The sequence below is a fragment of the Comamonas sp. w2-DMI genome, from assembly GCF_040187735.1.
Classification (GTDB): Bacteria; Pseudomonadota; Gammaproteobacteria; order Burkholderiales; family Burkholderiaceae_C; genus Comamonas; species Comamonas terrae.
In genome coordinates, this window is record NZ_JBANEL010000021.1 from 43017 (window position 1) to 61623 (window position 18607).

General features: G+C 64.3%; 24 protein-coding genes. 20 read left to right on the forward strand and 4 right to left on the reverse strand.

Annotation, left to right across the window (positions count from 1 at the left end; all coding sequences use genetic code 11):
• Positions 1–8 precede the first annotated feature (8 nt).
• The 19 genes from V8Z74_RS19525 to V8Z74_RS19615 all read left to right on the forward strand — a co-directional run bounded on the left by V8Z74_RS19525 (position 9) and on the right by V8Z74_RS19615 (position 15931).
• Positions 9–728, forward strand: coding sequence for a phage antirepressor KilAC domain-containing protein (locus V8Z74_RS19525; protein WP_349710796.1), 720 nt, complete (start codon positions 9–11; stop codon positions 726–728).
• Entirely contained in the window at positions 725–1768 is a 1044-nt protein-coding gene (locus V8Z74_RS19530) for a hypothetical protein (RefSeq protein ID WP_349710798.1), read from the forward strand. The genes V8Z74_RS19525 and V8Z74_RS19530 overlap by 4 nt, the downstream gene beginning before the upstream one ends.
• Positions 1755–2411 (forward strand): DUF6475 domain-containing protein, encoded by a 657-nt coding sequence (locus tag V8Z74_RS19535; RefSeq protein ID WP_349710799.1) that lies wholly within the window; start codon positions 1755–1757, stop codon positions 2409–2411. The genes V8Z74_RS19530 and V8Z74_RS19535 overlap by 14 nt, the downstream gene beginning before the upstream one ends.
• Positions 2408–3154 (forward strand): hypothetical protein, encoded by a 747-nt coding sequence (locus V8Z74_RS19540; RefSeq protein WP_349710800.1) that lies wholly within the window; start codon positions 2408–2410, stop codon positions 3152–3154. Before V8Z74_RS19535 ends, V8Z74_RS19540 begins: the two co-directional genes overlap by 4 nt.
• A 227-nt stretch (positions 3155–3381) precedes the next feature.
• Complete coding sequence (locus V8Z74_RS19545) at positions 3382–3714, forward strand: PDDEXK family nuclease (protein WP_349710801.1); 333 nt, start codon at positions 3382–3384, stop codon at positions 3712–3714.
• On the forward strand, positions 3714–3971 hold the full coding sequence (locus V8Z74_RS19550; protein ID WP_349710802.1) for a hypothetical protein: 258 nt from the start codon (positions 3714–3716) through the stop codon (positions 3969–3971). The genes V8Z74_RS19545 and V8Z74_RS19550 overlap by 1 nt, the downstream gene beginning before the upstream one ends.
• Positions 3962–4276 (forward strand): DUF4406 domain-containing protein, encoded by a 315-nt coding sequence (locus V8Z74_RS19555; protein ID WP_349710804.1) that lies wholly within the window; start codon positions 3962–3964, stop codon positions 4274–4276. Before V8Z74_RS19550 ends, V8Z74_RS19555 begins: the two co-directional genes overlap by 10 nt.
• A complete protein-coding gene (locus tag V8Z74_RS19560) occupies positions 4270–4794 on the forward strand; it encodes a hypothetical protein (protein WP_349710805.1) in 525 nt (174 codons plus the stop codon). Before V8Z74_RS19555 ends, V8Z74_RS19560 begins: the two co-directional genes overlap by 7 nt.
• 11 nt (positions 4795–4805) lie before the next feature.
• Positions 4806–5366, forward strand: coding sequence for a hypothetical protein (locus tag V8Z74_RS19565; protein WP_349710806.1), 561 nt, complete (start codon positions 4806–4808; stop codon positions 5364–5366).
• An 87-nt stretch (positions 5367–5453) separates the two neighbouring features.
• Complete coding sequence (locus tag V8Z74_RS19570) at positions 5454–6182, forward strand: hypothetical protein (protein WP_349710807.1); 729 nt, start codon at positions 5454–5456, stop codon at positions 6180–6182.
• The gene (locus tag V8Z74_RS19575) at positions 6179–7492 is read left to right on the forward strand and encodes a PBSX family phage terminase large subunit (protein ID WP_349710808.1); all 1314 of its coding nucleotides are present in this window, start codon (positions 6179–6181) and stop codon (positions 7490–7492) included. The genes V8Z74_RS19570 and V8Z74_RS19575 overlap by 4 nt, the downstream gene beginning before the upstream one ends.
• 8 nt (positions 7493–7500) lie before the next feature.
• Positions 7501–9234: a portal protein gene (locus V8Z74_RS19580; protein WP_349710809.1), complete on the forward strand. Its 1734-nt coding sequence runs from the start codon at positions 7501–7503 to the stop codon at positions 9232–9234.
• The gene (locus tag V8Z74_RS19585; protein ID WP_502879584.1) at positions 9119–9790 is read left to right on the forward strand and encodes a hypothetical protein; all 672 of its coding nucleotides are present in this window, start codon (positions 9119–9121) and stop codon (positions 9788–9790) included. Before V8Z74_RS19580 ends, V8Z74_RS19585 begins: the two co-directional genes overlap by 116 nt.
• A gap of 212 nt (positions 9791–10002) precedes the next feature.
• Positions 10003–10983: a hypothetical protein gene (locus V8Z74_RS19590; RefSeq protein WP_349710813.1), complete on the forward strand. Its 981-nt coding sequence runs from the start codon at positions 10003–10005 to the stop codon at positions 10981–10983.
• A 77-nt stretch (positions 10984–11060) separates the two neighbouring features.
• Entirely contained in the window at positions 11061–12350 is a 1290-nt protein-coding gene (locus V8Z74_RS19595; protein WP_349710815.1) for a phage capsid family protein, read from the forward strand.
• A gap of 83 nt (positions 12351–12433) precedes the next feature.
• Positions 12434–12802 (forward strand): hypothetical protein, encoded by a 369-nt coding sequence (locus tag V8Z74_RS19600; protein ID WP_349710817.1) that lies wholly within the window; start codon positions 12434–12436, stop codon positions 12800–12802.
• Between the two features lie 179 nt (positions 12803–12981).
• Entirely contained in the window at positions 12982–13428 is a 447-nt protein-coding gene (locus tag V8Z74_RS19605) for a hypothetical protein (protein WP_349710818.1), read from the forward strand.
• Positions 13428–14102: a phage adaptor protein gene (locus V8Z74_RS19610; protein WP_349710820.1), complete on the forward strand. Its 675-nt coding sequence runs from the start codon at positions 13428–13430 to the stop codon at positions 14100–14102. Before V8Z74_RS19605 ends, V8Z74_RS19610 begins: the two co-directional genes overlap by 1 nt.
• An 8-nt stretch (positions 14103–14110) precedes the next feature.
• Entirely contained in the window at positions 14111–15931 is a 1821-nt protein-coding gene (locus V8Z74_RS19615) for a hypothetical protein (protein WP_349710822.1), read from the forward strand.
• A gap of 2 nt (positions 15932–15933) precedes the next feature.
• Here the strand turns inward: V8Z74_RS19615 and V8Z74_RS19620 are convergent, their stop codons facing one another.
• From V8Z74_RS19620 to V8Z74_RS19630, 3 genes are all read right to left on the reverse strand, one after another.
• Positions 15934–16293, reverse strand: coding sequence for a hypothetical protein (locus tag V8Z74_RS19620; protein WP_349710824.1), 360 nt, complete (start codon positions 16291–16293; stop codon positions 15934–15936).
• Between the two features lie 66 nt (positions 16294–16359).
• Positions 16360–16941: a PIN domain-containing protein gene (locus tag V8Z74_RS19625; protein ID WP_349710826.1), complete on the reverse strand. Its 582-nt coding sequence runs from the start codon at positions 16939–16941 to the stop codon at positions 16360–16362.
• Complete coding sequence (locus V8Z74_RS19630; RefSeq protein ID WP_349710827.1) at positions 16942–17406, reverse strand: helix-turn-helix domain-containing protein; 465 nt, start codon at positions 17404–17406, stop codon at positions 16942–16944.
• Positions 17407–17614: 208 nt separating this feature from the next.
• On the opposite strand from V8Z74_RS19630, the gene V8Z74_RS19635 reads away from it, so the two are divergent.
• Positions 17615–17818: a hypothetical protein gene (locus V8Z74_RS19635; protein WP_349710828.1), complete on the forward strand. Its 204-nt coding sequence runs from the start codon at positions 17615–17617 to the stop codon at positions 17816–17818.
• Positions 17819–17850: 32 nt separating this feature from the next.
• Here V8Z74_RS19635 and V8Z74_RS19640 read toward each other — a convergent pair whose 3' ends face one another.
• Positions 17851–18447: a DUF4124 domain-containing protein gene (locus tag V8Z74_RS19640; RefSeq protein ID WP_349710829.1), complete on the reverse strand. Its 597-nt coding sequence runs from the start codon at positions 18445–18447 to the stop codon at positions 17851–17853.
• Positions 18448–18607 lie beyond the last annotated feature (160 nt).

Below are 18607 nucleotides of genomic sequence, written 5' to 3' on the forward strand. Positions count from 1 at the left end.
GGCCAATGATGAATGCACTGACCACTGCATCCATGCCCATCACCATGAGTAGCCGCGAGATCGCGGAGCTGACGGGCAAGCGCCATGCCGACGTGATGCGCGACATTCGCATCATGATGGACGCGCTCATGCAAAACGCAGATTTGCGTTCTGTTTGTATTTCAAGCACTTACGTTGGCGAGAACGAACAGCGCTACCCCCAATACGAGTTGGACAAGGACACCAGCCTGACCCTGCTGCTGGGCTACGACGCCGTGGCCCGCATGAAGGTGGTCAAGCGCTGGCAGGAGCTGGAGGCCCAGCAGACCCCTAGGCTGCCACAGACCATGGCCCAGGCCCTGCGCCTGGCCGCCGAGCAGGCAGAACAACTGGAAGCCCAGGCAGAGCAGCTGGCGCTGGCCGCGCCCAAGGTCGAGTACGTGGACCGCTATGTCGCGGCCAATGGTGCCATGGGATTCCGGCAGGTGGCCAAGCTGCTCGATGCCAACGAGCATGAATTCCGGGCCTGGCTGCAGGACCAGAAGATCATGTACCGCCTCAATGGCGAGTGGACTGCCTACCAGAATCACATCGACGCCGGGCGATTCATTGTGAGAGCTGGCGTTGCCCGGGCCAACGAGCACGCCTTCAGCGCCACCAAGTTCACGCCCAAGGGTGTGCAATGGATTGCCGGCCTGTGGGGCCAGCACAAGGCCAGGCTGGCGCAGGAAGGCGGCGCCAGCACATGAGCCTTTCCGCATCCCTGGCCAATGTCGGCCACCCAGTTGCCTACTACCCCCGCCTGGCGCGCTTCTTCGGCAGCGTGAACGTGGCCATCCTCTTCGCCCAGCTGTATTACTGGAGCCAGCGTAGCGAGAGCGACCTTGGCACGCACAAGACCGCCGACCAGTTCACGGAGGAGACCGGGCTTTCCTACCGGGAGCAGGTCACGGCGCGCAAGCAGCTGCGCGAGTCTGGCTTCCTGATCGAAACGAACCAGCGTCTGAAGCACCGCATCTATTACCGCCTGAACCTGGAAGCCGTGGACGCGGCTTTTGACGCCTGGTCCGAGGCACAAACAAAAGCGCAATCCCCGAACGACGAAAACGCAGTTCGGGAAATGCAGAAACCGCAATCCGGCATCGACGCCAAGCGCAGTTCGGGGGCGTCTGAAACGTCGCTCGACGAACTGCGCCAAGCGCAATCCGTCATTAATACAGAGACTACACATAAGACTCCTACAGAGACTCCTTCTCTTGCAGCCCAGGCTGGCGCCAAGGCTGCGGAGAAGAAGGACAGGAAGGCACCGAAAGAGCCGAAGGAACCCAAGGACCTCCCTCCCATGGTGGTGGCGGCACCCAACGGAGTGACCCATGTAATCCCTGGTGAACTGCGTTACCCGGGTGAGAACACCAAGAGCCACAAGACCTGGGTGGCCTACGCAATTGCCTACCACGGCCGCTACAAGGACTGGCCGTTGTGGAATGCATCGGTGGCTGGGCAAATCTCCCAGTTCATCGACAAGGTGGGCGCGGAGCGTGCGCCACGCATCGCGGTGCATTACGTGCGCCGGGTCGAGGAGAAGTTCATCTGCGATCAGCTGCACCCCGTGGGCCTGCTACTGCGCAATTCCCAGAAGTGGGCCACGCAGCAGCAGGTGGGCGTAAGCCATGGCGCTGGCGCTACCGGCCATGGCACCCCTGGGAACCGCCAAGAAGCGCAGGAGCAGCGCAACCGCGATGTGGCGGCCGCCTGGGCAGCGGAAGGAGGCAGCCATGCAGCAGTCTGATCGCCCGGCCTTCGCGCAACTGATCACCGACGTGCTGGCCTATTACCGCCAAGATGCCAGCCGCTTTGTGCTGGACTTGTGGTGGAACGCCTGCCAGGGGTTTGAGCTGGAACAGATTCGCACCGCAGTGCAGCGCCACTGCACCGATCCGGAGCGCGGCCAGTTCGCCCCCAAGGTGGCCGACATTGCGCGCGTGCTGATGGGCACCAGCACCGAGCGGGCGGCCCTGGCCTGGGGCAAGGTCCAGGAAGCCATGGGCGCTGTGGGCGGCTGGCAGGACGTGGTGTTTGACGACCCGGCCATCCATGCCGTGATCGAGGACCTGGGCGGCTGGCCCAAGGTCTGCAGCACGCTGCTCAAGGAGATGTCGTACCTGCAGCACCGCTTTCAGGAGGCATACCGCGCCTATGTGGCCGCCGGCCAGTTCGAGTACCCGCGCCGTCTTGCTGGCGCGCGGGATGCCGACTGGGAGTACACCAGCCGCGGCTTGCCGGCCCCGCGCCCGGTTTTTGTGGGCGACAGGCAGCGCGCGCTTCTGGTGCTGCAAAACGGCAGCGCCAGCGGCAAGACACAGATTTCATCGGTGGGGCGCGAGGTGCTGGCAGCCCTGGCAGCCCCTGCAAAGAAGGAGACATGGGCATGAAAACGCAGCACACACGCGAATCCGTGCTGGCGCGCATCGCTCAAGGGCCCGTCAGCTACATCGAACTGTCCGGCAGCCGCAAGCGTCACCATGCCGCCCGCGCGGCGCTGCGCGCAATCCTGGACGAGCTCAAGAACGAAAAGCTCATCCGCAGGGTGCTGCTGGACCGTTTCCCCTTCTTCGTGCTGCACGACTGGCAGATGAGCGACGAGCTCAAGCTGCAGCTGATCGAGGGCAAGTGCCGCCGGCGCCTGGACGGCTGCCTCGACTGGACGGGCTACATCGATGACGTGCGCGGCCCCATGCACCGCTTCGGCGCGGACGAGTCGCCGCAGTCTCTGCGCCGCGCCATCTGGGTCATCAGGGCCGGCCGTCTGAAGCCGCATCAAACCGTCAAGGCCACATGCGGGAATCCCGCCTGTATCGAGTTCACGCATCTGGTGCGCGGGCAGCGCAACGATGAAAGCCGGGGTACGCGCCTTTCGCACATCCACCGCGAACGCATTGCCAGGAGCCGGCAGGAGCGTCAAGGCAAGCTGAACTGGGCAAAGGTCCGGGCCATGCGCGCCCTGGCGGCTGATCCGCCTTCGCGCGAAGAGTTGGGCGGCAAGACCCTGGCCCAAGCGCTTGCGCTGGAACACGGCGTGTCCCTGCCGACCGTGTATCAGGTGCTGAGCTACCGCTCCTGGCAGGAGCCCTGCGGGATGTTCACCTCTCTGATTGCGGGAGGAGCCGCAGCATGAAGAAAGCCAATGACGGACGTATTCAAGGAGGCCAGGGACCATCTGGTCCGGTTGGCGATGACGCCGGGGTTCTGGGATTACTCAAGGCACAGGGCTATGGTCCTGGAAGAGGAGTCCGAGACACATGGGCACGGGCTGTTCCGCGGAATACGGCAGGCGGTCAAGGAGGAGCTGCAGTGCCTGAGGTTCCGGCCGGCGCTCGGCGAGCTGGCGCAGGAAAGCAGGCCATGTACGCCCTGGGCCGGCTCAAGGCCCGGGAGATGAACAAGACCGAGCAGGCGTACCACGCCCATCTGGCCCAGCGCCAGCATGCGGGCGAGGTGGCCTGGTTCGAGTTCGAGGGTATCAAGCTGCGCCTGGCCGACAGCACCTTCTACACGCCGGACTTTGCGGTGATGCTGGCCGACGGCCGCATGCAGATCCACGAGACCAAGGGCTTCTGGACGGATGACGCGCGGGTCAAGATCAAGGTGGCCGCAGAGCTCTATCCCTTCGAGTTCCTGGCCATCAGGAAGCAGGCGGCCAAGAGCGGCGGCGGCTGGGAAGTGGAGGTGTTTTGATGGACATCGCATTTTTCGGACGCCCGTCTACGCCGCTGGCCGGGCAGCGCAAGCCGCTGCCGACCGTGCAGATCAATCCGGGAGCCGTCCAGACGTATCCCGACATCAAGCGCCGGCTCGATGGGCTCTATGAACGGGTGCTGCTGTTTCGCAATCGCTGCGGAAATCTGGTTCCACTGGGCGCGGCCGACATCTGCGTGCTGGACGACTATGGATTTCTGGTACGGGTAGGCGAGGGAGAGCGGCCATGGTGGTGAAGCGTATCTATATCGCCGGGCCCATGACAGGGCTGCCGCAGTCGAACTATCCGGCATTCCATGCCGCGGCGGCCGTATTGCGCTCCCAGGGCCACCACGTCGAAAACCCGGCGGAGAACCCCGTGCCTCCATGCGGTGGTAGCTGGCTGGGCTACATGCGCATGTCACTGCGGCAGATCGCCGACTGCGACTGCATTTACATGCTGCCGGGTTGGCGCAACTCGCGTGGTGCGCGCATTGAGCACGGGCTGGCGATGGATCTGGGCCTTGAGGTGCAGGACTTCCAGCAGGTGGTGCCATGCTGACGACACGCAAGCCCATGAAGCGTTCTGGCTTCCTGCGCCGCACGCCTGGCGATAGATCCGAAAGCCTCGAGAGCCGTGAAGCTCGCCTGCAGGACCGCGCTCGGCGCCAGCTGGCCAGCGCCCAAGCTACCGCGCATCTGCTCCCGGACCTGACCCGCGCCGCGGCCGGGGCGGCCAGGGTGGTGACTGTCGCCAAGGAGGACATCCAGACGAGCGAGGCTTACCGCCGGGCTGTGGCCGGACTGCGCTGCATCTGGTGCGGCATTGAGGGCTACAGCCAGCACGCGCACTTGAACCTGGGCAAAGGCTTTGGCCTGAAAACCGATGACCGCACGGGCTTTCCCCTGTGCTGCACGCGGCCGGGCGTGGAGGGCTGCCATGTGGCCTATGACCAGTACCGCCTGGTGTCGGGCGGCAGGGATGCGCACCGCGCCTACGGCGTGGAGTGGGGCCGCATCACCCGCGATGAAATCCTTTCCCTGGGGCTCTGGCCCTCGAATCTTCCCCGCTGGCCCTGAATGGAGAACCAATGCCAACGAAACCGCTTGCCGCTAAAACCGTCGCTGCTTTGAAACATCGCGCCCAGGATGGCGGCGTGGACCTCGGCGTGACAGAGGAGGGGGCCTCGAGTCTGTTTCGAGTGTTCGATGCCATCCGTGAATTGCATATGGCTGGCGAACGGCCGACGCGCGAGCGCATCATTGCGCTGACAGGACTCAAGCCCACGACCGTGGATGACCGCATCAAGGCGCTGCGCGGCGAAGGCCTGATTACCTCGGAAAAGCAAAGCTACACGCCTTTGGAGCAGCATGCGCCGGCGCAGGCCGTATCCGTGACCGTCTTGCCCGACGGGCGCTACAAGCTCGAGAGAGGAGACGATGTTGTGCTGCTGGTGCCCGCGGAAGCCAGGCAGGTCGGCCAGCTGTTCGCCGGCAAGTCCATGGAGGCCTCGGCGCTGGAACGCGCGCAGGAGCTGCAGGCCCAGGTCCTTATGCAGGCGCAGCAGTTGCGCGAGGCGCAGCGCAAACTGGATGCGATGGCGGCCAATCTGCGGCGCCGAAACGTCGATCAGCTGATTCTGGATGTGTAATGACCCAGGGCTGCCAGTCAGCCCTTTTGCCGCGCTCCCGCCCCTCTAGGGTTCGACACCCACTGCGCCAGCCGGGACTATCCCGGTATGGAATCCAGTGAGGCAGTATCCAAGTCCAAAAACGTCACCACGCCTGCCCCCGCCAAGCCGGGTGCGGGCAAAGCTGCATCTGTCGATTGGGAGCGCATCGAGCTCGACTACCGTGCGGGCGTGAAAACGCTGCGGCAGATCGCGGATGAGGCGGGCATTACGCACGGCGCTATCAACAAGAGAGCGAAGCGCGATGGATGGGAGCGCGACCTGTCCGAGAAGATCCAGCGCAAGGCCGATGCCCTGGTATCCAAAGCGGCAGTATCCAGCGAAGTATCCAAGGAAACCAGAGCTGCGGAGCGCGCTGTAGTCGATGCCAATGCCCAGGCCATTGCGGACGTGCGCCTGGCTCATCGCCGCGACATTCACCGCGCACGAAAGATCACCAACGCCCTGCTCGATGAACTGGAGCAGCAGGCCGATGCCGATACCATTGCGCTGCTGGAGCAACTGGGCGAGAACATGCGCAACCCCGACGATAACGGGATTGACCGGCTCAATGACCTCTACCACAAGGTGATCAGCCTGCCCGAGCGTTCCAAGACCATGAAGACGCTCTCGGAGAGCCTGCGCATGCTGGTGGACATGGAGCGCACAGCCTTCGGGATGGACGACAAGGAAGCCGACACGCCGCAGCCGGGCAGCGCCGGCTATGTGCCGCCGGCCATCCAGATTGTCCATGTCAAGCCTCCGGCGCGTGCGCGCGAAGAGGAAGAGCAGGAATGATGCACTCTGCGACCCTTGCCGCGGCGCCGGGGATGCCGCCCGCGCCGGTGCTGGCCATCCCGGAGAAGCTCGCAGGCATCTGGGAGCCCAGGCGCTACAAGGTCATGCACGGTGGCCGCGGCGGCGGCAAGTCGTGGACGGTGGCGGCCGTGCTGCTGGTGATGGCCGCCAGCCGGCCGCTGCGCGTGCTGTGCACCCGCGAGATTCAGAAGTCCATCAAGCAGTCGGTGCACCAGCTGCTCAAGGATGTGATCGCCCGGCTGAACCTGCATGCCTTCTTCGAGGTGCTGGAAACCGAGGTGCGCGGCATCAATGGTTCGCTGTTCCTGTTTTCCGGGCTGCAGAGCCATACGGTGGATTCGATCAAGTCCTTTGAAGGCTGCGACATCGTGTGGGTGGAAGAAGCCCATGGCGTCAGCAAGAAGAGCTGGGACACCCTGATCCCGACGATACGGAAAGAGGCCAGCGAAATCTGGCTGACCCTCAACCCGGACATGGAGACCGATGAGACCTACCAGCGCTTCATCGCCACGCCCAGCCCGGACACCTGGGTGGTCGAGATCAACTGGCGCGACAACCCATGGTTCCCGCGCGTGCTGGACGACGAGCGCCGCAAGGCCAAGCGCACCATGCTGCCCGACGACTATGCGCATATCTGGGAGGGCAAGGCCAGGCGGGTGGCGGCCGGCGCGATCTACCGGCATGAAATGGAGTCGGTCTACCTGGACAACCGGGTGCGCGACGTGCCCTACGACCCGACGCTGCCGGTGCACACCGTATGGGATCTGGGATGGAACGATGCGATGAGCATCGCCCTGGTGCAGCGCGGGCCGCAGGACGTGCGCATCATCGGCTATATCGAGGACAGCCACCGCACGCTGGACTGGTATGTAGCCAGGCTTGAGAAGCTGCCTTTTCGCTGGGGCACCGATTACCTGCCGCATGACGGCAAGACCAAGAATTTCCAGACCGGCAAGAGTACCGAGCAGCTGCTGCGGGAGCTGGGCCGCCGTTCTGTGAGGGTGCAGGCGCGGCCCACGGACGTGGAGGAGGGCATCAAGCAGGTGCGGATGCTTCTGCCGCGCTGCTATTTCGATGCGACCAAGGCTGCGCGGCTGCTGGAGTGCCTGAAGCGGTACCAGCGCCGCATTCATGCAGTGACCAACGAGCCCATGGAGCCGCTGCACGACGAGTTCAGCCACGGCGCGGACTGCATGCGGTATGTGGCGCTATGGGTGCCGCAGATGGCGGGCATTCCCAGCGCGAACGACCAATACCAGGAACAGGATGCGCCCGACTGGCGCGCGTGAGAGCAACCATGCAATACATCAAGCCTCCTCGAAACGCCGACATGGGCGAGCCCATCACACTTCCCGAGTACGCCAGGATCATCGAGGAATGCATCGACCAGCCCCCGTGGCGCGCGGCCGCCGACAAGGAGGCGGACTATGCGGATGGCAACCAGCTGGGCACGGAGCTGCTCAAGCGCATGCAGGCCACCGGCGTGCCGCCGGCCAAAGAGAATGTGATCGGCCCGGCCATCGCGGCCATCTGCGGGTATGAGGCCAAGACCCGTACCGACTGGCGGGTGACTCCCGATGGCGACCCGTCCGGCCGGGATGTAGCTGAAGCGCTGAATTTCCGGCTCAACCAGGCCGAGCGTTTCAGCAAGGCCGATCAGGCCATGAGCGAGGCCTTCAAGCCGCAGGCGGCCGTGGGCCTGGGATGGGTGGAAGTCGCGCGCAACAGCAATCCGCTGGAGTACAAGACGCGCTGCCGGTACATCCACCGCAATGAAATCTTCTGGGACATGCGCGCGGCGGAGAAAGACCTGTCCGATGCACGCTGGCTGCTGCGTGAGCGCTTCATCGCCAAGGAGCGCGCGGCGCGGGCCTTCGAGGACAAGGCCGATGTGATCCTGCAAGCTGAATCCGTCAGCGGCATGGGTGGCTATGGCGGCTATGTGACCGAGGGCGGCGTGTCGACGGGCCTGATGTCGGCCGCCGATACCAACCGTGCCTGGACCACCCGCGAGCAGGCATGGTACCGTCGTGAGTCGGATGAGGTGTGCCTGGTGGAGCTGTGGTATCGGCGCTGGGTGAACGTGGTACTGCTCAAGATGCGCGGCGGCCGGGTTGTCGAATTTGATAGCGAAAACCCCATGCATCAGGCGGCTGTCGCCAGTAAACAGGGGGAGTTGCAGCGTTCCACGGTGGCCCGCCTGCGCCGTTCCTACTGGATGGGGCCGCATCTGCTGCATGACAGCGCAAGCCCGTATCCGCATCCGCATTTCCCGTATGTGCCTTTCTGGGGCTACCGGGAAGATATGACGCGAGTGCCGTTCGGGCTGGTGCGCGACATGATCTTCCCGCAGGACAACCTCAACAGTTCCATCGCCAAGCTGCGCTGGGGGATGGCCTCGGTCCGAACCGAGCGGACAAAGGGCGCCGTGGCCATGACGGACGAGCAGTTTCGCCGCCAGATTGCCCGGCCGGACGCGGACATTCTGCTGGATCCGGAGGCGATGGCACAGCATGGGGCCCGCTTTGAAGTCAAGCGGGACTTCCAGCTCAACAACCAGCAGCTGCAAATGATGGCCGACAGCCGTGCGGCGCTGCAGCGCGTGGGCTCCATCACCGCGGCGTTCCAGGGTCAGAAGGGAAATGCGACCAGCGGCGTGCAGGAGCAGACCCAGGTGGAGCAATCGCAGATCAGCATTGCGGACCTGATGGACAACTTCGCCGAGGGCCGCGCCATGGTGGGCGAGCTCATGCTGGCCCTGGAGATCGAGGACCTGGGCAGCGAGCGGGAGGTGATCGTCATCGAGGGTGACACCATCAATCCGCCACGTACCGTGGTGCTCAACGAGGCGGTCGAAGAGGGGGGGGCTGCGCTATTTGTCCAACGACGTGCAGCGCACGCGCCTGAAGGTGGCATTGTCGGATGTCCCATCCTCCTCGAGCTTCCGCGCCCAGCAACTGGCGGCGCTGTCCGAGGCGGTCAAGTCGCTGCCACCCCAGATGCAGCAGGTGGTGATGCCGTTCATGCTTGACCTGATGGATCTGCCACGCAAGGAGGAAATCATCCGGGTCATCAAGGAAGCTACCCAGCAGCAGGACCCGGAGCAACTGCGTGCGCAGATCGAGCAGGAGCTGCAGCGGGACCTGAAGATGCGCGAACTGGACCTGCGCGAGCGCGAAGTGGTGGCGCGCGAGAAGCTGATGGGCGCCCAGCAGGTGCAGACAGGTGTTCAGGCCGCCTACAGCGCCATGCAGGGCGGCGCGCAGGTGGCGCAGATGCCGATGATCGCGCCCATTGCCGACGCGATCATGCAGGGCGCGGGGTACCAGCGGCCCGCACCGGGCGGCGACGATCCGAATTTCCCGACACCGGCGCAGACCGCGGCCATGAACATCAAGAGCCCCTATATCCAGGGGCAGGGGCCGGAGGGTGAGGGCGCGGCCACGGGCCCGGCCGAGTCGGAGGCGGGTGCGGCGCCTGCCGTGCGCCAGAACACGAGCCCGGCCTACCCGCCCGTACCCTCGCAGCCTGGCGATGGCCTGCGCGGCATCGAGACGCTGCGCACGGGCGACAACATCGGGCAGTAGCAGGACCCCACTAGAGTTGGACGCAGTTGTCAGGGGGATGGAAACTGCGCTCCAGGTTAGAGGCGAAAGCCCCCAACCAGCCCGCTCGTGATGAGCCGGCCCGTCCCACCGCTGGAGAGTGTGAAGGTCAGGGCTTCGGCCCTGGCCAACGCCTCGAATCGGTGTGCCCCATAACAGGCCCAGCCGGATAGCTGGGAACGGAGCACGACAGAGTGACCACCGAAGCTCAAAAACTCTTGGATGCCGCCTTTGCCGGTGAACTGGATCTGGACGCGGATACGTCCCATCCCGACGCCCCTGAAAGCGCAGCAGCCGCCCCCCAGGCTCAACCCGAGCCGCAAACCCAGGATGCCCCCGCCGCAGAGACAGCGCCACAGGCTCAGGAAGAGACCGAAGGCGCTCCGATTGCGAGCAAGTCCGGCGGTTACACCATTCCCTACGAGAAGCTGACCGAGGCCCGCGCGGCCCGCGATTCGGCCATTGCCGAGCGCGACCAGCTGCGGGCGCAACTGGAGCAGCTGACTGCTGCCCAGGCCGCCAATCTGCAGCAAGCCCAGGCCGATGCACAAGCCCGCGCGGACGCCGGGCAGGCGCCGACCCAGGCGGACAAGAATCTGGCGGCAGCGCAATCCCTGGTGCAAGGCGGGGCCGATGTTTCCATCTTTGGCGATTTCTCCGAGGAGGCGATGGCCGCCGGTATCGCCAGGCTGGTGAGCGAGAGGGTCGAAGCTGCGCTGGCTCCGCAGCGTGAAGCCCAGGCGCGCGAGCAGGCGCTGACGGCAGAGCAAGCCCATATCCAGAAGATCCTGGATGCCCACAAGGATGCCTACGAAGTCGCGGAGTCCAAGGAGTTTGCCAGCTGGAAGGCTGGCCAGCCCAGCTACGTGCAGGCAGCCATTGACCGCACCTTGCAGGGCGGTACCACCCAGGAGGTCATCGACCTGTTTGACCAGTTCAAGAAGGTCCATGCCGACGCGCAAGCAGCCAATCCGGCCGCCGCGGCCGTGGCCCATGCGCTGGCGGCAGCCAAGAGCGAGCCGCCCGTGAGCCTGTCCAGCCTGCCCGGTGCGGCGCCGACCGGCTCCGAAGCCGAGCGTGTCCAGCAACTCGCAAGCGACCCTGCTGCCCTGTTGGAGTACATGGCCAGCCTGCCGCGCGAGCGCCAGACGAGTTTGATGAACAGCGTGGTGTAGCCGCAAGGCCCGCCGCAAAAACCCTTTGGGCCATCTCGTGACGAGAGCGCCCGTGTCCCATAGCAGGAGGACCCGAAATGTCCAAGACCAGTGTAGGCGCAGGCTCGTCCAATGCGCAATTCGTGCAAGCCGCCGGACTGTTTTCCCAGTCCATGCAGCGCAATTCCAAGCTGAACCAGATGGTCGGCCCCATGCCCAAGAGCGAAGGTTCGGTGGGCGCCACGCTGCGCAAGCAGACCACCACGGACATGCCGATTGTGCGTACCGTGGACCTGTCGCGCGGCAAGGGCGATGAGGTGGAATTCCATTTTGTGCAGCCTGTCGGTGCCTACCCCATCATGGGCGCGCGCATGGCCGAGGGCAAGGGCACCGGCATTTCGCTGGAAAAGGCCCGTGTCCGCGTCAATCAGGCGCGTTTCCCCATCGACGTGGGCGACACGATGACGGACCTGCGCTCGCCCGTGGATTTCCGCAAGATCGGCCGCCCGATCGCGCAGAGCCTGATGGACCGCTACCAGGATCAAGGCACGCTGGTGCATCTGGCCGGCGCGCGCGGTTTTCACAACAACATCGAATGGGCCATCCCCACCAAGGACCACACGGACTTCGATGATATTGTCATCAATCCCGTGCTGGCGCCCACAAAGAATCGCCACTACCTGGCCGATGGCGATGCGATCAAGCCCTTTGCCGTCAATGCCGGCGAGGTGGATCTGGCATCGACCGACGTGCTGGGCATGAGCGTGGTGGATAGCGTGCGCACGCTGGTGGAGTCCATCGCGCTGCCGCCTCCCGCCATCCGCCTACCGGGTGACCAGGCGGCCGATGACTCGCCTCTGCGCATGATGCTGGTGAGCCCGGCGCAATACCACCAGTTCTCGCAGGACAAGGATTTCCGGCAGTTCCAGGCCAATGCCCTGACGCGCGCCAGCCAGGCGGAGCGCCATCCCCTGTTCCTGGGTGAGGTGGGCCTGTGGAACGGAATTCTGATCTGCAAGATGCCGCGCCCGATCCGCTTCTACGCCGGGGACGAAATCAGCTATTGCGCCCAGTACAACAGCGATGCGGAAAGCACCTGCGTCGTGCCGACAGGCTTCGGCACCACGCACGCGGTGGACCGTGCGCTGCTGCTGGGCGGCCAGGCGCTGGCGCAGGCGTTCGCTTCCAGCCGCCATGGCGGCATGCCGTTCTTCTGGAAGGAGAAGCCGTTCGACCACGACGACAAGATGGAGCTGCTGATCGGCGCGATTCAGGGTACTTCCAAGGTCCGCTGGGCCGTGGATCAGGGCAATGGCACCAAGCACTTCACCGACCATGGCGTGATTGCCATCGACACGGCTGTGCCCATCATCGGCGCGCGCCAGTAATCCGGCGGCTGCGGGCGCGGCGGTTGGCTGCGCCCGGCACCGGCCGGGCTGTGTTCCCCATCGAATTGTTCTAGGAGCCAATCATGGCAATCGTGACCATCAACCAAAAGCGCGGCAATCTGCTGGGCGCCACACCGTGGGGCAACTTCAATGCCCTGCATTTCATCCTCAAGACCGGCACCGCAGGCGGCGCCCTGGAGGCCGACAGCGCGGCGCCCATCGCAGCGGGCGACAAGCTGCGCCTGGGCATCATCCCTGCGGGCTCCACCCTGGTGGATTCCCTGGCCATCGTGTCCAAGGCCCTGACCGCCTCCGTCAAGGGCGATCTGGGCTTTGAATATGTGGATGGCGTGGACAGCGCCAAGGTGCCCCAGGATGCGGCCTATTTCGGCGCTGGCCTGGACCTGGCTGCCGCGGCCCGCCTGCGCAATGCGACGGCCAAGCGCCCGTGACGCTGCCCAAGGATGCCTATCTGGTGCTGACCACCTCGGGCGCGGCCAATGCGAAGGACGGCCGCGTCGACGTGGTGCTGCAGGCCATCTCCACCGGCGCACTGTAAGCAGCGCTCCCAGGATGCGGGCCTGCCTTCGGGCGGAGCCCGCATTGGTCCATCTACACACTCCCCAGCATCATGAACTTTGTACGCATCACCTATACCGGGCGCAAGATCTACCGCGACCGCGCCACGGGCTATATCTGGCAGCCTGGCGAAGAAAAGCTGGTGAGCGAGGCCATCGCCCGCCCGCTGCTGAAATTTGTTGAATTTTCCCGCACGGCCGACCTCAAGGCCGAGGAAGCCAAGGCGCCGGCGCAAGAGCAGGGCGCGGAGGTTTGCGCCGAACTGCCTGCGGACCTGAGCGAGCAGGACGTGGCCGAGCTTGAGCAGCAGGCGCTGGATGACCGGGCGCGTGAGGAAGACAGCCAGCGCGAGGCCATGTTGATCACCGTCCAGGGGATGAACAAGGCTTCGCTGGTCGAGTACGCAAGGAAGTACGACACGACCTTCCCCGCCACCACGAAGGTCGATGACATGCGCATCGCCGTCAACGGCCTGATTCACCAGTTCGGGGTGCGGTGATGACGCTTGCGGAGCTGATCGCGTCGTTTCGCGTGGATGCCATGGACAGGGCCGAGCCCTATCTGTGGGACGAGGACACCGTGACGCGCTGGCTCAACGAGGCCCAGGAGGAGGCAGCGGTGCGCGGCCGGCTCCTGCTGGACGACAGCACCCCCGCCGTGACCACCATCGCCGTGCAGGCCGGCAAGGCTTCCTATGCGCTCCATCCCAAGGTCTATGAAATCGCCCATCTGCGCTGGCAGCCCAGCGCGGCGCCGCACCGGGCCCGGCCGGTGGTTCTGGTGACGCGGGAATGGATGGACCGCAAACACCCGGGCTGGCGCCACCGCCTTGATGGCGATGCGATGTATGCGATCCAGACAGAGCGTGACCTCCGACTGGTGCCCGTGCCGCGCGAGGACGGCGTACTGGTGCTGGAGGCCTATCGCCTGCCTTTGAAGCCCATGGGCTGCGATGGCGACAAGCCGGAGATCCACGCGGCCAGCCATGCCTATCTGGTCTATTGGGCGCTGTACAGAGCGTTCAGCCAGCCGGATGCCGATGGCTTTGACCCGCAACGCGCGGCCATGGCCGAAGCCGCGTTCACGAAGTACTTCGGCGCGCGCCCCGATTCCGACCTGCGCCGGTCTACCCGCCAGGATCTCCCCCAGGTGAACGAGACCTATATTTTCTGAGGTGCCGCATGTTCGGACTGAGCAAACCCCCATCCAAGGCCCAGGCCGCCGCAGTGCGAGCCCAGCAGCAGAACCAGGCGCCGGACAGCATCCCCGGGATGTTCAAGCCGGGCGAGTTTGTGCTGCCCCCAGACACCGTGCATGCCATGGGCGGCAAGCAGGCGCTGCAGGGCATCGTGGATGCCACGCACACTCCGGTGCCGTCGGGATTTGGCTGGAGCGCCGAACGCGTTGCCACCGCCAAGCCCAAGGCGGAACCCGGGCTGGGGTTCAGGCCGGAGGTGTTCTTTGCCAACGGCGGCGCGCCCGAGGACCAGACCCGGTTGGGACTGGGATTGAAGCCCGCCGCGGCACCCAGCCCCAGCAATACGTTCCCCGGCAGCCGGTTGCCGGGCGACAGCGGCTCGACCAGTGCGCCGCCTGCCGCGCCCGCGGCGCCAGCTGCGTCAGCAGCAGCGCCAGCGCAATCCCCCGCTGCGGCCGGCTTCATGCCCGGCTCCCGTGCCGTGTTCAATGAGTCGGGCAAGGCCATCAGCGACCTGGCTGCCCAGGGCCGCTATGGAGCGGCAGCCGGCGAGACAGCCCGCGCGGCGCTGTCCTATGTGCCGGCCGTGGTGGATGACGTGGTAGGCGGTGCGATCCGTGCTGTTGGCCCGACCGTCATGGATGCTGGCAAGCAGTTCCTGGGCATTGGAGATGCTGCCGCGGCACCTGCCCCAGCGGCTGCGCCAGCGCCAGCTCGCCCCGGTGCGGCACCTGCGGCACCCGCGGCTACGGGTCTTCCTGCTGGTGCTGGTCGGGGCTTGGTGAATCCGCCGCCGGCCAATCCCGCACAGCCAGCGCCCACATCGACCACGCCTGCAGCAGCTACCGAAGTTTCCCCCGGCGTCTTCCGCTCCGGCAATTCGTTCGGAGACTCGGCGCAGGCGGTGGCTGACATCCAGGCGCGGCCGGCTGGGCTGCCTTCGAGGCAGAACATGGCAGCCGCCGATGCGCTGGCTGCCCGTTCGCAGCAAGACTCACTGGCGCGCGGCTTCCAGCCGGGACAGGGCGCGGCAGCGGCTCCCCTCTCGGCACCTGCCGTCAGCCATAGCGGCAACGACTGGGCGGCGCGCCAGCGCCTGAAAGACTTGGAGACGGCGGCCAGCAGCATCACCAACCGGCCGGAATGGCGCAGCGGCAGTTCCACGCCAGCTTGGGGCAACCGCCAGAGTGCTGGAGTCGTGGATCCGGACGGCAAGATCGGCCGTTTCAATGCCGCCCTGCAGGCGGACCTGGCCGCCCAGGGCAAGGCGCCCGATTTGCAGCAGCGCACCAACGAAGTCAACGCGGGCCTGCAGCGCGCGGCCATGGCAGAGGCCGGCGCCAACGAGCGCAATGCGGCCGACAATGCAACCCGCATGGCAGACGTGACAGCGCGCGGCTTGACGGATCGCGGCCGGCTGGCGCTGGAGCAGAGCAGGGCAGCCATTGACAACCAGGTGCGCGGCTTTGAGGTGCGCGGCGCCCAGCGCCAGGAGCAGCTGCAGCAGCGCTATGCCGCAGCAAAGACGGACCAGGAGCGCCAGTCCATTGCCAAGGAGATCCGCGATCTGTCCGGCAAACCGCTGGAATCGCCCTGGAAGGTCCAGGTGACGCCGGCCGTCAAGAACGTGGACGGCTCCACCACCGAGGGCAGCATCTACCGCTACAACACCCAGACGGGTGAGGTGCAGCAGGTGGGACAGCGGAGCGCGGCTTTGCCTCCAGGTATGAAAAAGCAAGTGGGAACTTCTGGCGGCAAACCGGTTCACGAAGATGAGAAGGGGAATCGCTTTGTTGTCGGGTAAGGCTACTCGCCGTCGAGGCGGCCATTGAAGGGGCGTAGCTGTGTCGGTGCGTCATACAGCCGCCGGCAGGCTACCCCGATCAGCTGTGCCGCGCGGTTGCTCCGCGTGTCCCCGGCCTTCTTCACCGTGCATTCTGCACCGCTGCTGAAGCCGAACAGCCCGCGGCCGTTACCCTGGGGCACGGCCTGCAGGCCGCCCGGATGCTCTGCAATGCAGACCTGGTGCACGGCCTGGGCCGCAGTATCGTTTTGCGTTCCAGGGAGCTTGTCAATCAGGCAGGTCGCGTAGTTCGCGGCCTGCGCGGCGCCGCCGGCGAGCGATAGCAATCCCACTGCTGTAGAAATTTTCCAGTTCCTTCCCATGAATCTCCTCCTGGGAAGGACTGTATCAGGTTGATTTCATGCGATTTTCCGAACGCTGCCTTCGATTTACAGAAGGTTCAGTATGGCCGCATCGCGCAGATGGGCTGCAGTCATGACGAGGCCGCGCTTTTCCATGAGTTCAATCATGTCCTCGGCAGACATCTCCGGCCGTTGCCATCGCTGGCGCATCCGTTTGAGTGCATCCAGTGCTCTCAGTGGGTAAAGGCCCAGCTGATTCACGACGAACTCATCAGGGGTGTGCAGCTCAATATCGTAGCTCTCGAGGATTTCGGAAGGAAAGTCCTTGACGTTCGAGGTGACGATGACGTCAGCATGACCTACGACGGCCGCAGCCAAAACATGACGGTCGTCTTTGTCGGGTAGGTTCAGACTTTCGATGATGGGCTCGTAGCCGCGGATGAGGCAGTCCGGGATTGCTGCTTGCATTTGCAGGGCGGTCTGCCGGATCGCATGTGCATTGTTCGGGAATTCCTCAATCAAGTGGCGCGTCCACTCATCCTCGATGGTCGTTGTCCAGCGAGCAACGTACAGTCCTGAATGGGCGAGGCTCAGCAGGATGTCCCGCAGTAGGGCGGGATAAAGAACGTTGGCATCCAAGATTGCTGTAAAGCCTGCTGCACCCGCCATTCATAGCTCCTGTCCGATGTCTTTGGTTAGTTTTGCGATATTGGATAGCGCCTGCTCGGACCGAGCTTGCGATTCAGTCTGGTACTTGACCAGCTCTTCGAACTCGATTCTTCGATGCCGATTGACCATCCGGCACTTCAGCCTGCCTTGCTCGATTTCCTTGATGACGAAGGGGCGCGATACGTTCAAGAACGCGGCGGCCTCTTGAGTCGTCAGTTCCAGCTTCTGAGGGACAAGAAGCATGGGTTCACGCTTGGCCATCTGGCGAAGCACGCTGGCGAAGAACCTCAAGGCCTTGGGAGGCAGCAGCAGTTCAGGGCACTCGCCCTTGCCATCATCAAAATCCAGTTTCAGCTTTACTGTTTCTGCGCGGGAGTGATCCAGCGCAGCGATTAGGCAACTCGTTGCTGTGGCCGCCATTTCGGCTTCGGCAACGCTTGCCGGCTCAAGCACTTGTTGACTCATTGTTTTCTCCTGGTTGGTTAAACGAATTAAACGAAAAATACGCAACTAACGCAATAGGAGTTGTAATTCGACCTAAAGTTCGCGTGGAGATTCGTTTTGCAATTCGAGTTGCAATCCAACTGGCAACATTGGAGCGTTCTAAGAATTGCCTGCCGCTGTACGCGCCGCAGCCATCTGTGCAGAATCCACTGCCAGGAGGGAACCCAACATGCCAGCTCCTGCACCTCGTCTCCAGTTCACCAGCATCCGCACCGTGGTTGTGGAAGGAAAGCCATTGGTCGGCCTGAAGCACACCGCCAAGACCGCCTCGGGCCTGCCGGTGTCCACGGCCTGGATCGAGATGCCGCCGGAAGATGTGAGGCGCCTCATCAAGTCTCTGCAGGACACCTTGGCAGAACTCGGGCAAGAGTAGCCGGCCCTCTTCAGGAGGCTGGCAAACTGGATTCAGTTGCAGTTCCAGAAATTTCCGGAGCGATGGCAGGCTTGGCCATTGGGCCCGGTCATGAAATCTGGGCTCACTCGGTGATAAGTGCTGCCCTGATTGTCGTAGCAGAAGCCGGCATTGCAATTGGTGAAGCTCGTAGGTGGGATCGTCTTGGCCTGTGCAGCACGCCTGCGCGCCTCTTCATCCCGGAGTCGCGCGCGCTCAGCCTCTGCCGCCGAATCCCATTTCCCACCGTTGTTGGTGATGCTGCTGGCCGAGGTCTCCAAGTCCTTCAACCGCTGGCGGGCCGCCCAGTCGTTGCCGGAGTGGCGCACCGCGGGCGCTTGAATGGACTGTTGGCTCTGCTCCATCCATTCACGCTGTTGCTCTGCCATGTAGCGCTGCTGTTTGGCCGCTTCCGCATTGAAGGCCTGCTCGCGCTCTCGGTAGATCTCCGCATCGGTGCGCTTGCGCTGAACCATGCCGCCGGTCTGGTGTGCTTCGCATGGGCGGTCTGAAAAAATCTGTCTGCCGGTTGCATCCTTGCAACGATAGACCTGACCAACTGCTGGCAGGGCAAGCAAGGCGAAGACAGCGGTCAAGGCAACCAGGCGCATTTTTCCCTCATTGATAGTTCTGTTGGCAGGATGGTAGCAGCGCCCCCCCGTATAGGGTTCGACCGCTCCTCCAGCTCCCGCGAGAGTGCGGGGTATGGATGCAAAGACACTCAAGCCGTTCAATGGAGCGCTGGATGCAAACAGTGGTTCCGAAAATTCC

Excerpts from the sequence above, each read along its gene's own strand:
- V8Z74_RS19605 (WP_349710818.1), top strand. The coding sequence starts at position 12,982 with ATGAACTTTGTACGCATCACCTATACCGGGCGCAAGATCTACCGCGAC.
- V8Z74_RS19595 (WP_349710815.1), top strand. The coding sequence starts at position 11,061 with ATGTCCAAGACCAGTGTAGGCGCAGGCTCGTCCAATGCGCAATTCGTG.
- V8Z74_RS19555 (WP_349710804.1), top strand. The coding sequence starts at position 3,962 with ATGGTGGTGAAGCGTATCTATATCGCCGGGCCCATGACAGGGCTGCCG.
- V8Z74_RS19620 (WP_349710824.1), bottom strand. The coding sequence starts at position 16,293 with ATGGGAAGGAACTGGAAAATTTCTACAGCAGTGGGATTGCTATCGCTC.
- V8Z74_RS19550 (WP_349710802.1), top strand. The coding sequence starts at position 3,714 with ATGGACATCGCATTTTTCGGACGCCCGTCTACGCCGCTGGCCGGGCAG.
- V8Z74_RS19575 (WP_349710808.1), top strand. The coding sequence starts at position 6,179 with ATGATGCACTCTGCGACCCTTGCCGCGGCGCCGGGGATGCCGCCCGCG.
- V8Z74_RS19610 (WP_349710820.1), top strand. The coding sequence starts at position 13,428 with ATGACGCTTGCGGAGCTGATCGCGTCGTTTCGCGTGGATGCCATGGAC.
- V8Z74_RS19565 (WP_349710806.1), top strand. The coding sequence starts at position 4,806 with ATGCCAACGAAACCGCTTGCCGCTAAAACCGTCGCTGCTTTGAAACAT.
- V8Z74_RS19640 (WP_349710829.1), bottom strand. The coding sequence starts at position 18,447 with ATGCGCCTGGTTGCCTTGACCGCTGTCTTCGCCTTGCTTGCCCTGCCA.
- V8Z74_RS19540 (WP_349710800.1), top strand. The coding sequence starts at position 2,408 with ATGAAAACGCAGCACACACGCGAATCCGTGCTGGCGCGCATCGCTCAA.
- V8Z74_RS19560 (WP_349710805.1), top strand. The coding sequence starts at position 4,270 with ATGCTGACGACACGCAAGCCCATGAAGCGTTCTGGCTTCCTGCGCCGC.
- V8Z74_RS19530 (WP_349710798.1), top strand. The coding sequence starts at position 725 with ATGAGCCTTTCCGCATCCCTGGCCAATGTCGGCCACCCAGTTGCCTAC.
- V8Z74_RS19535 (WP_349710799.1), top strand. The coding sequence starts at position 1,755 with ATGCAGCAGTCTGATCGCCCGGCCTTCGCGCAACTGATCACCGACGTG.
- V8Z74_RS19545 (WP_349710801.1), top strand. The coding sequence starts at position 3,382 with ATGTACGCCCTGGGCCGGCTCAAGGCCCGGGAGATGAACAAGACCGAG.
- V8Z74_RS19580 (WP_349710809.1), top strand. The coding sequence starts at position 7,501 with ATGCAATACATCAAGCCTCCTCGAAACGCCGACATGGGCGAGCCCATC.
- V8Z74_RS19630 (WP_349710827.1), bottom strand. The coding sequence starts at position 17,406 with ATGAGTCAACAAGTGCTTGAGCCGGCAAGCGTTGCCGAAGCCGAAATG.
- V8Z74_RS19525 (WP_349710796.1), top strand. The coding sequence starts at position 9 with ATGAATGCACTGACCACTGCATCCATGCCCATCACCATGAGTAGCCGC.
- V8Z74_RS19635 (WP_349710828.1), top strand. The coding sequence starts at position 17,615 with ATGCCAGCTCCTGCACCTCGTCTCCAGTTCACCAGCATCCGCACCGTG.
- V8Z74_RS19600 (WP_349710817.1), top strand. The coding sequence starts at position 12,434 with ATGGCAATCGTGACCATCAACCAAAAGCGCGGCAATCTGCTGGGCGCC.
- V8Z74_RS19625 (WP_349710826.1), bottom strand. The coding sequence starts at position 16,941 with ATGGCGGGTGCAGCAGGCTTTACAGCAATCTTGGATGCCAACGTTCTT.
- V8Z74_RS19615 (WP_349710822.1), top strand. The coding sequence starts at position 14,111 with ATGTTCGGACTGAGCAAACCCCCATCCAAGGCCCAGGCCGCCGCAGTG.
- V8Z74_RS19570 (WP_349710807.1), top strand. The coding sequence starts at position 5,454 with ATGGAATCCAGTGAGGCAGTATCCAAGTCCAAAAACGTCACCACGCCT.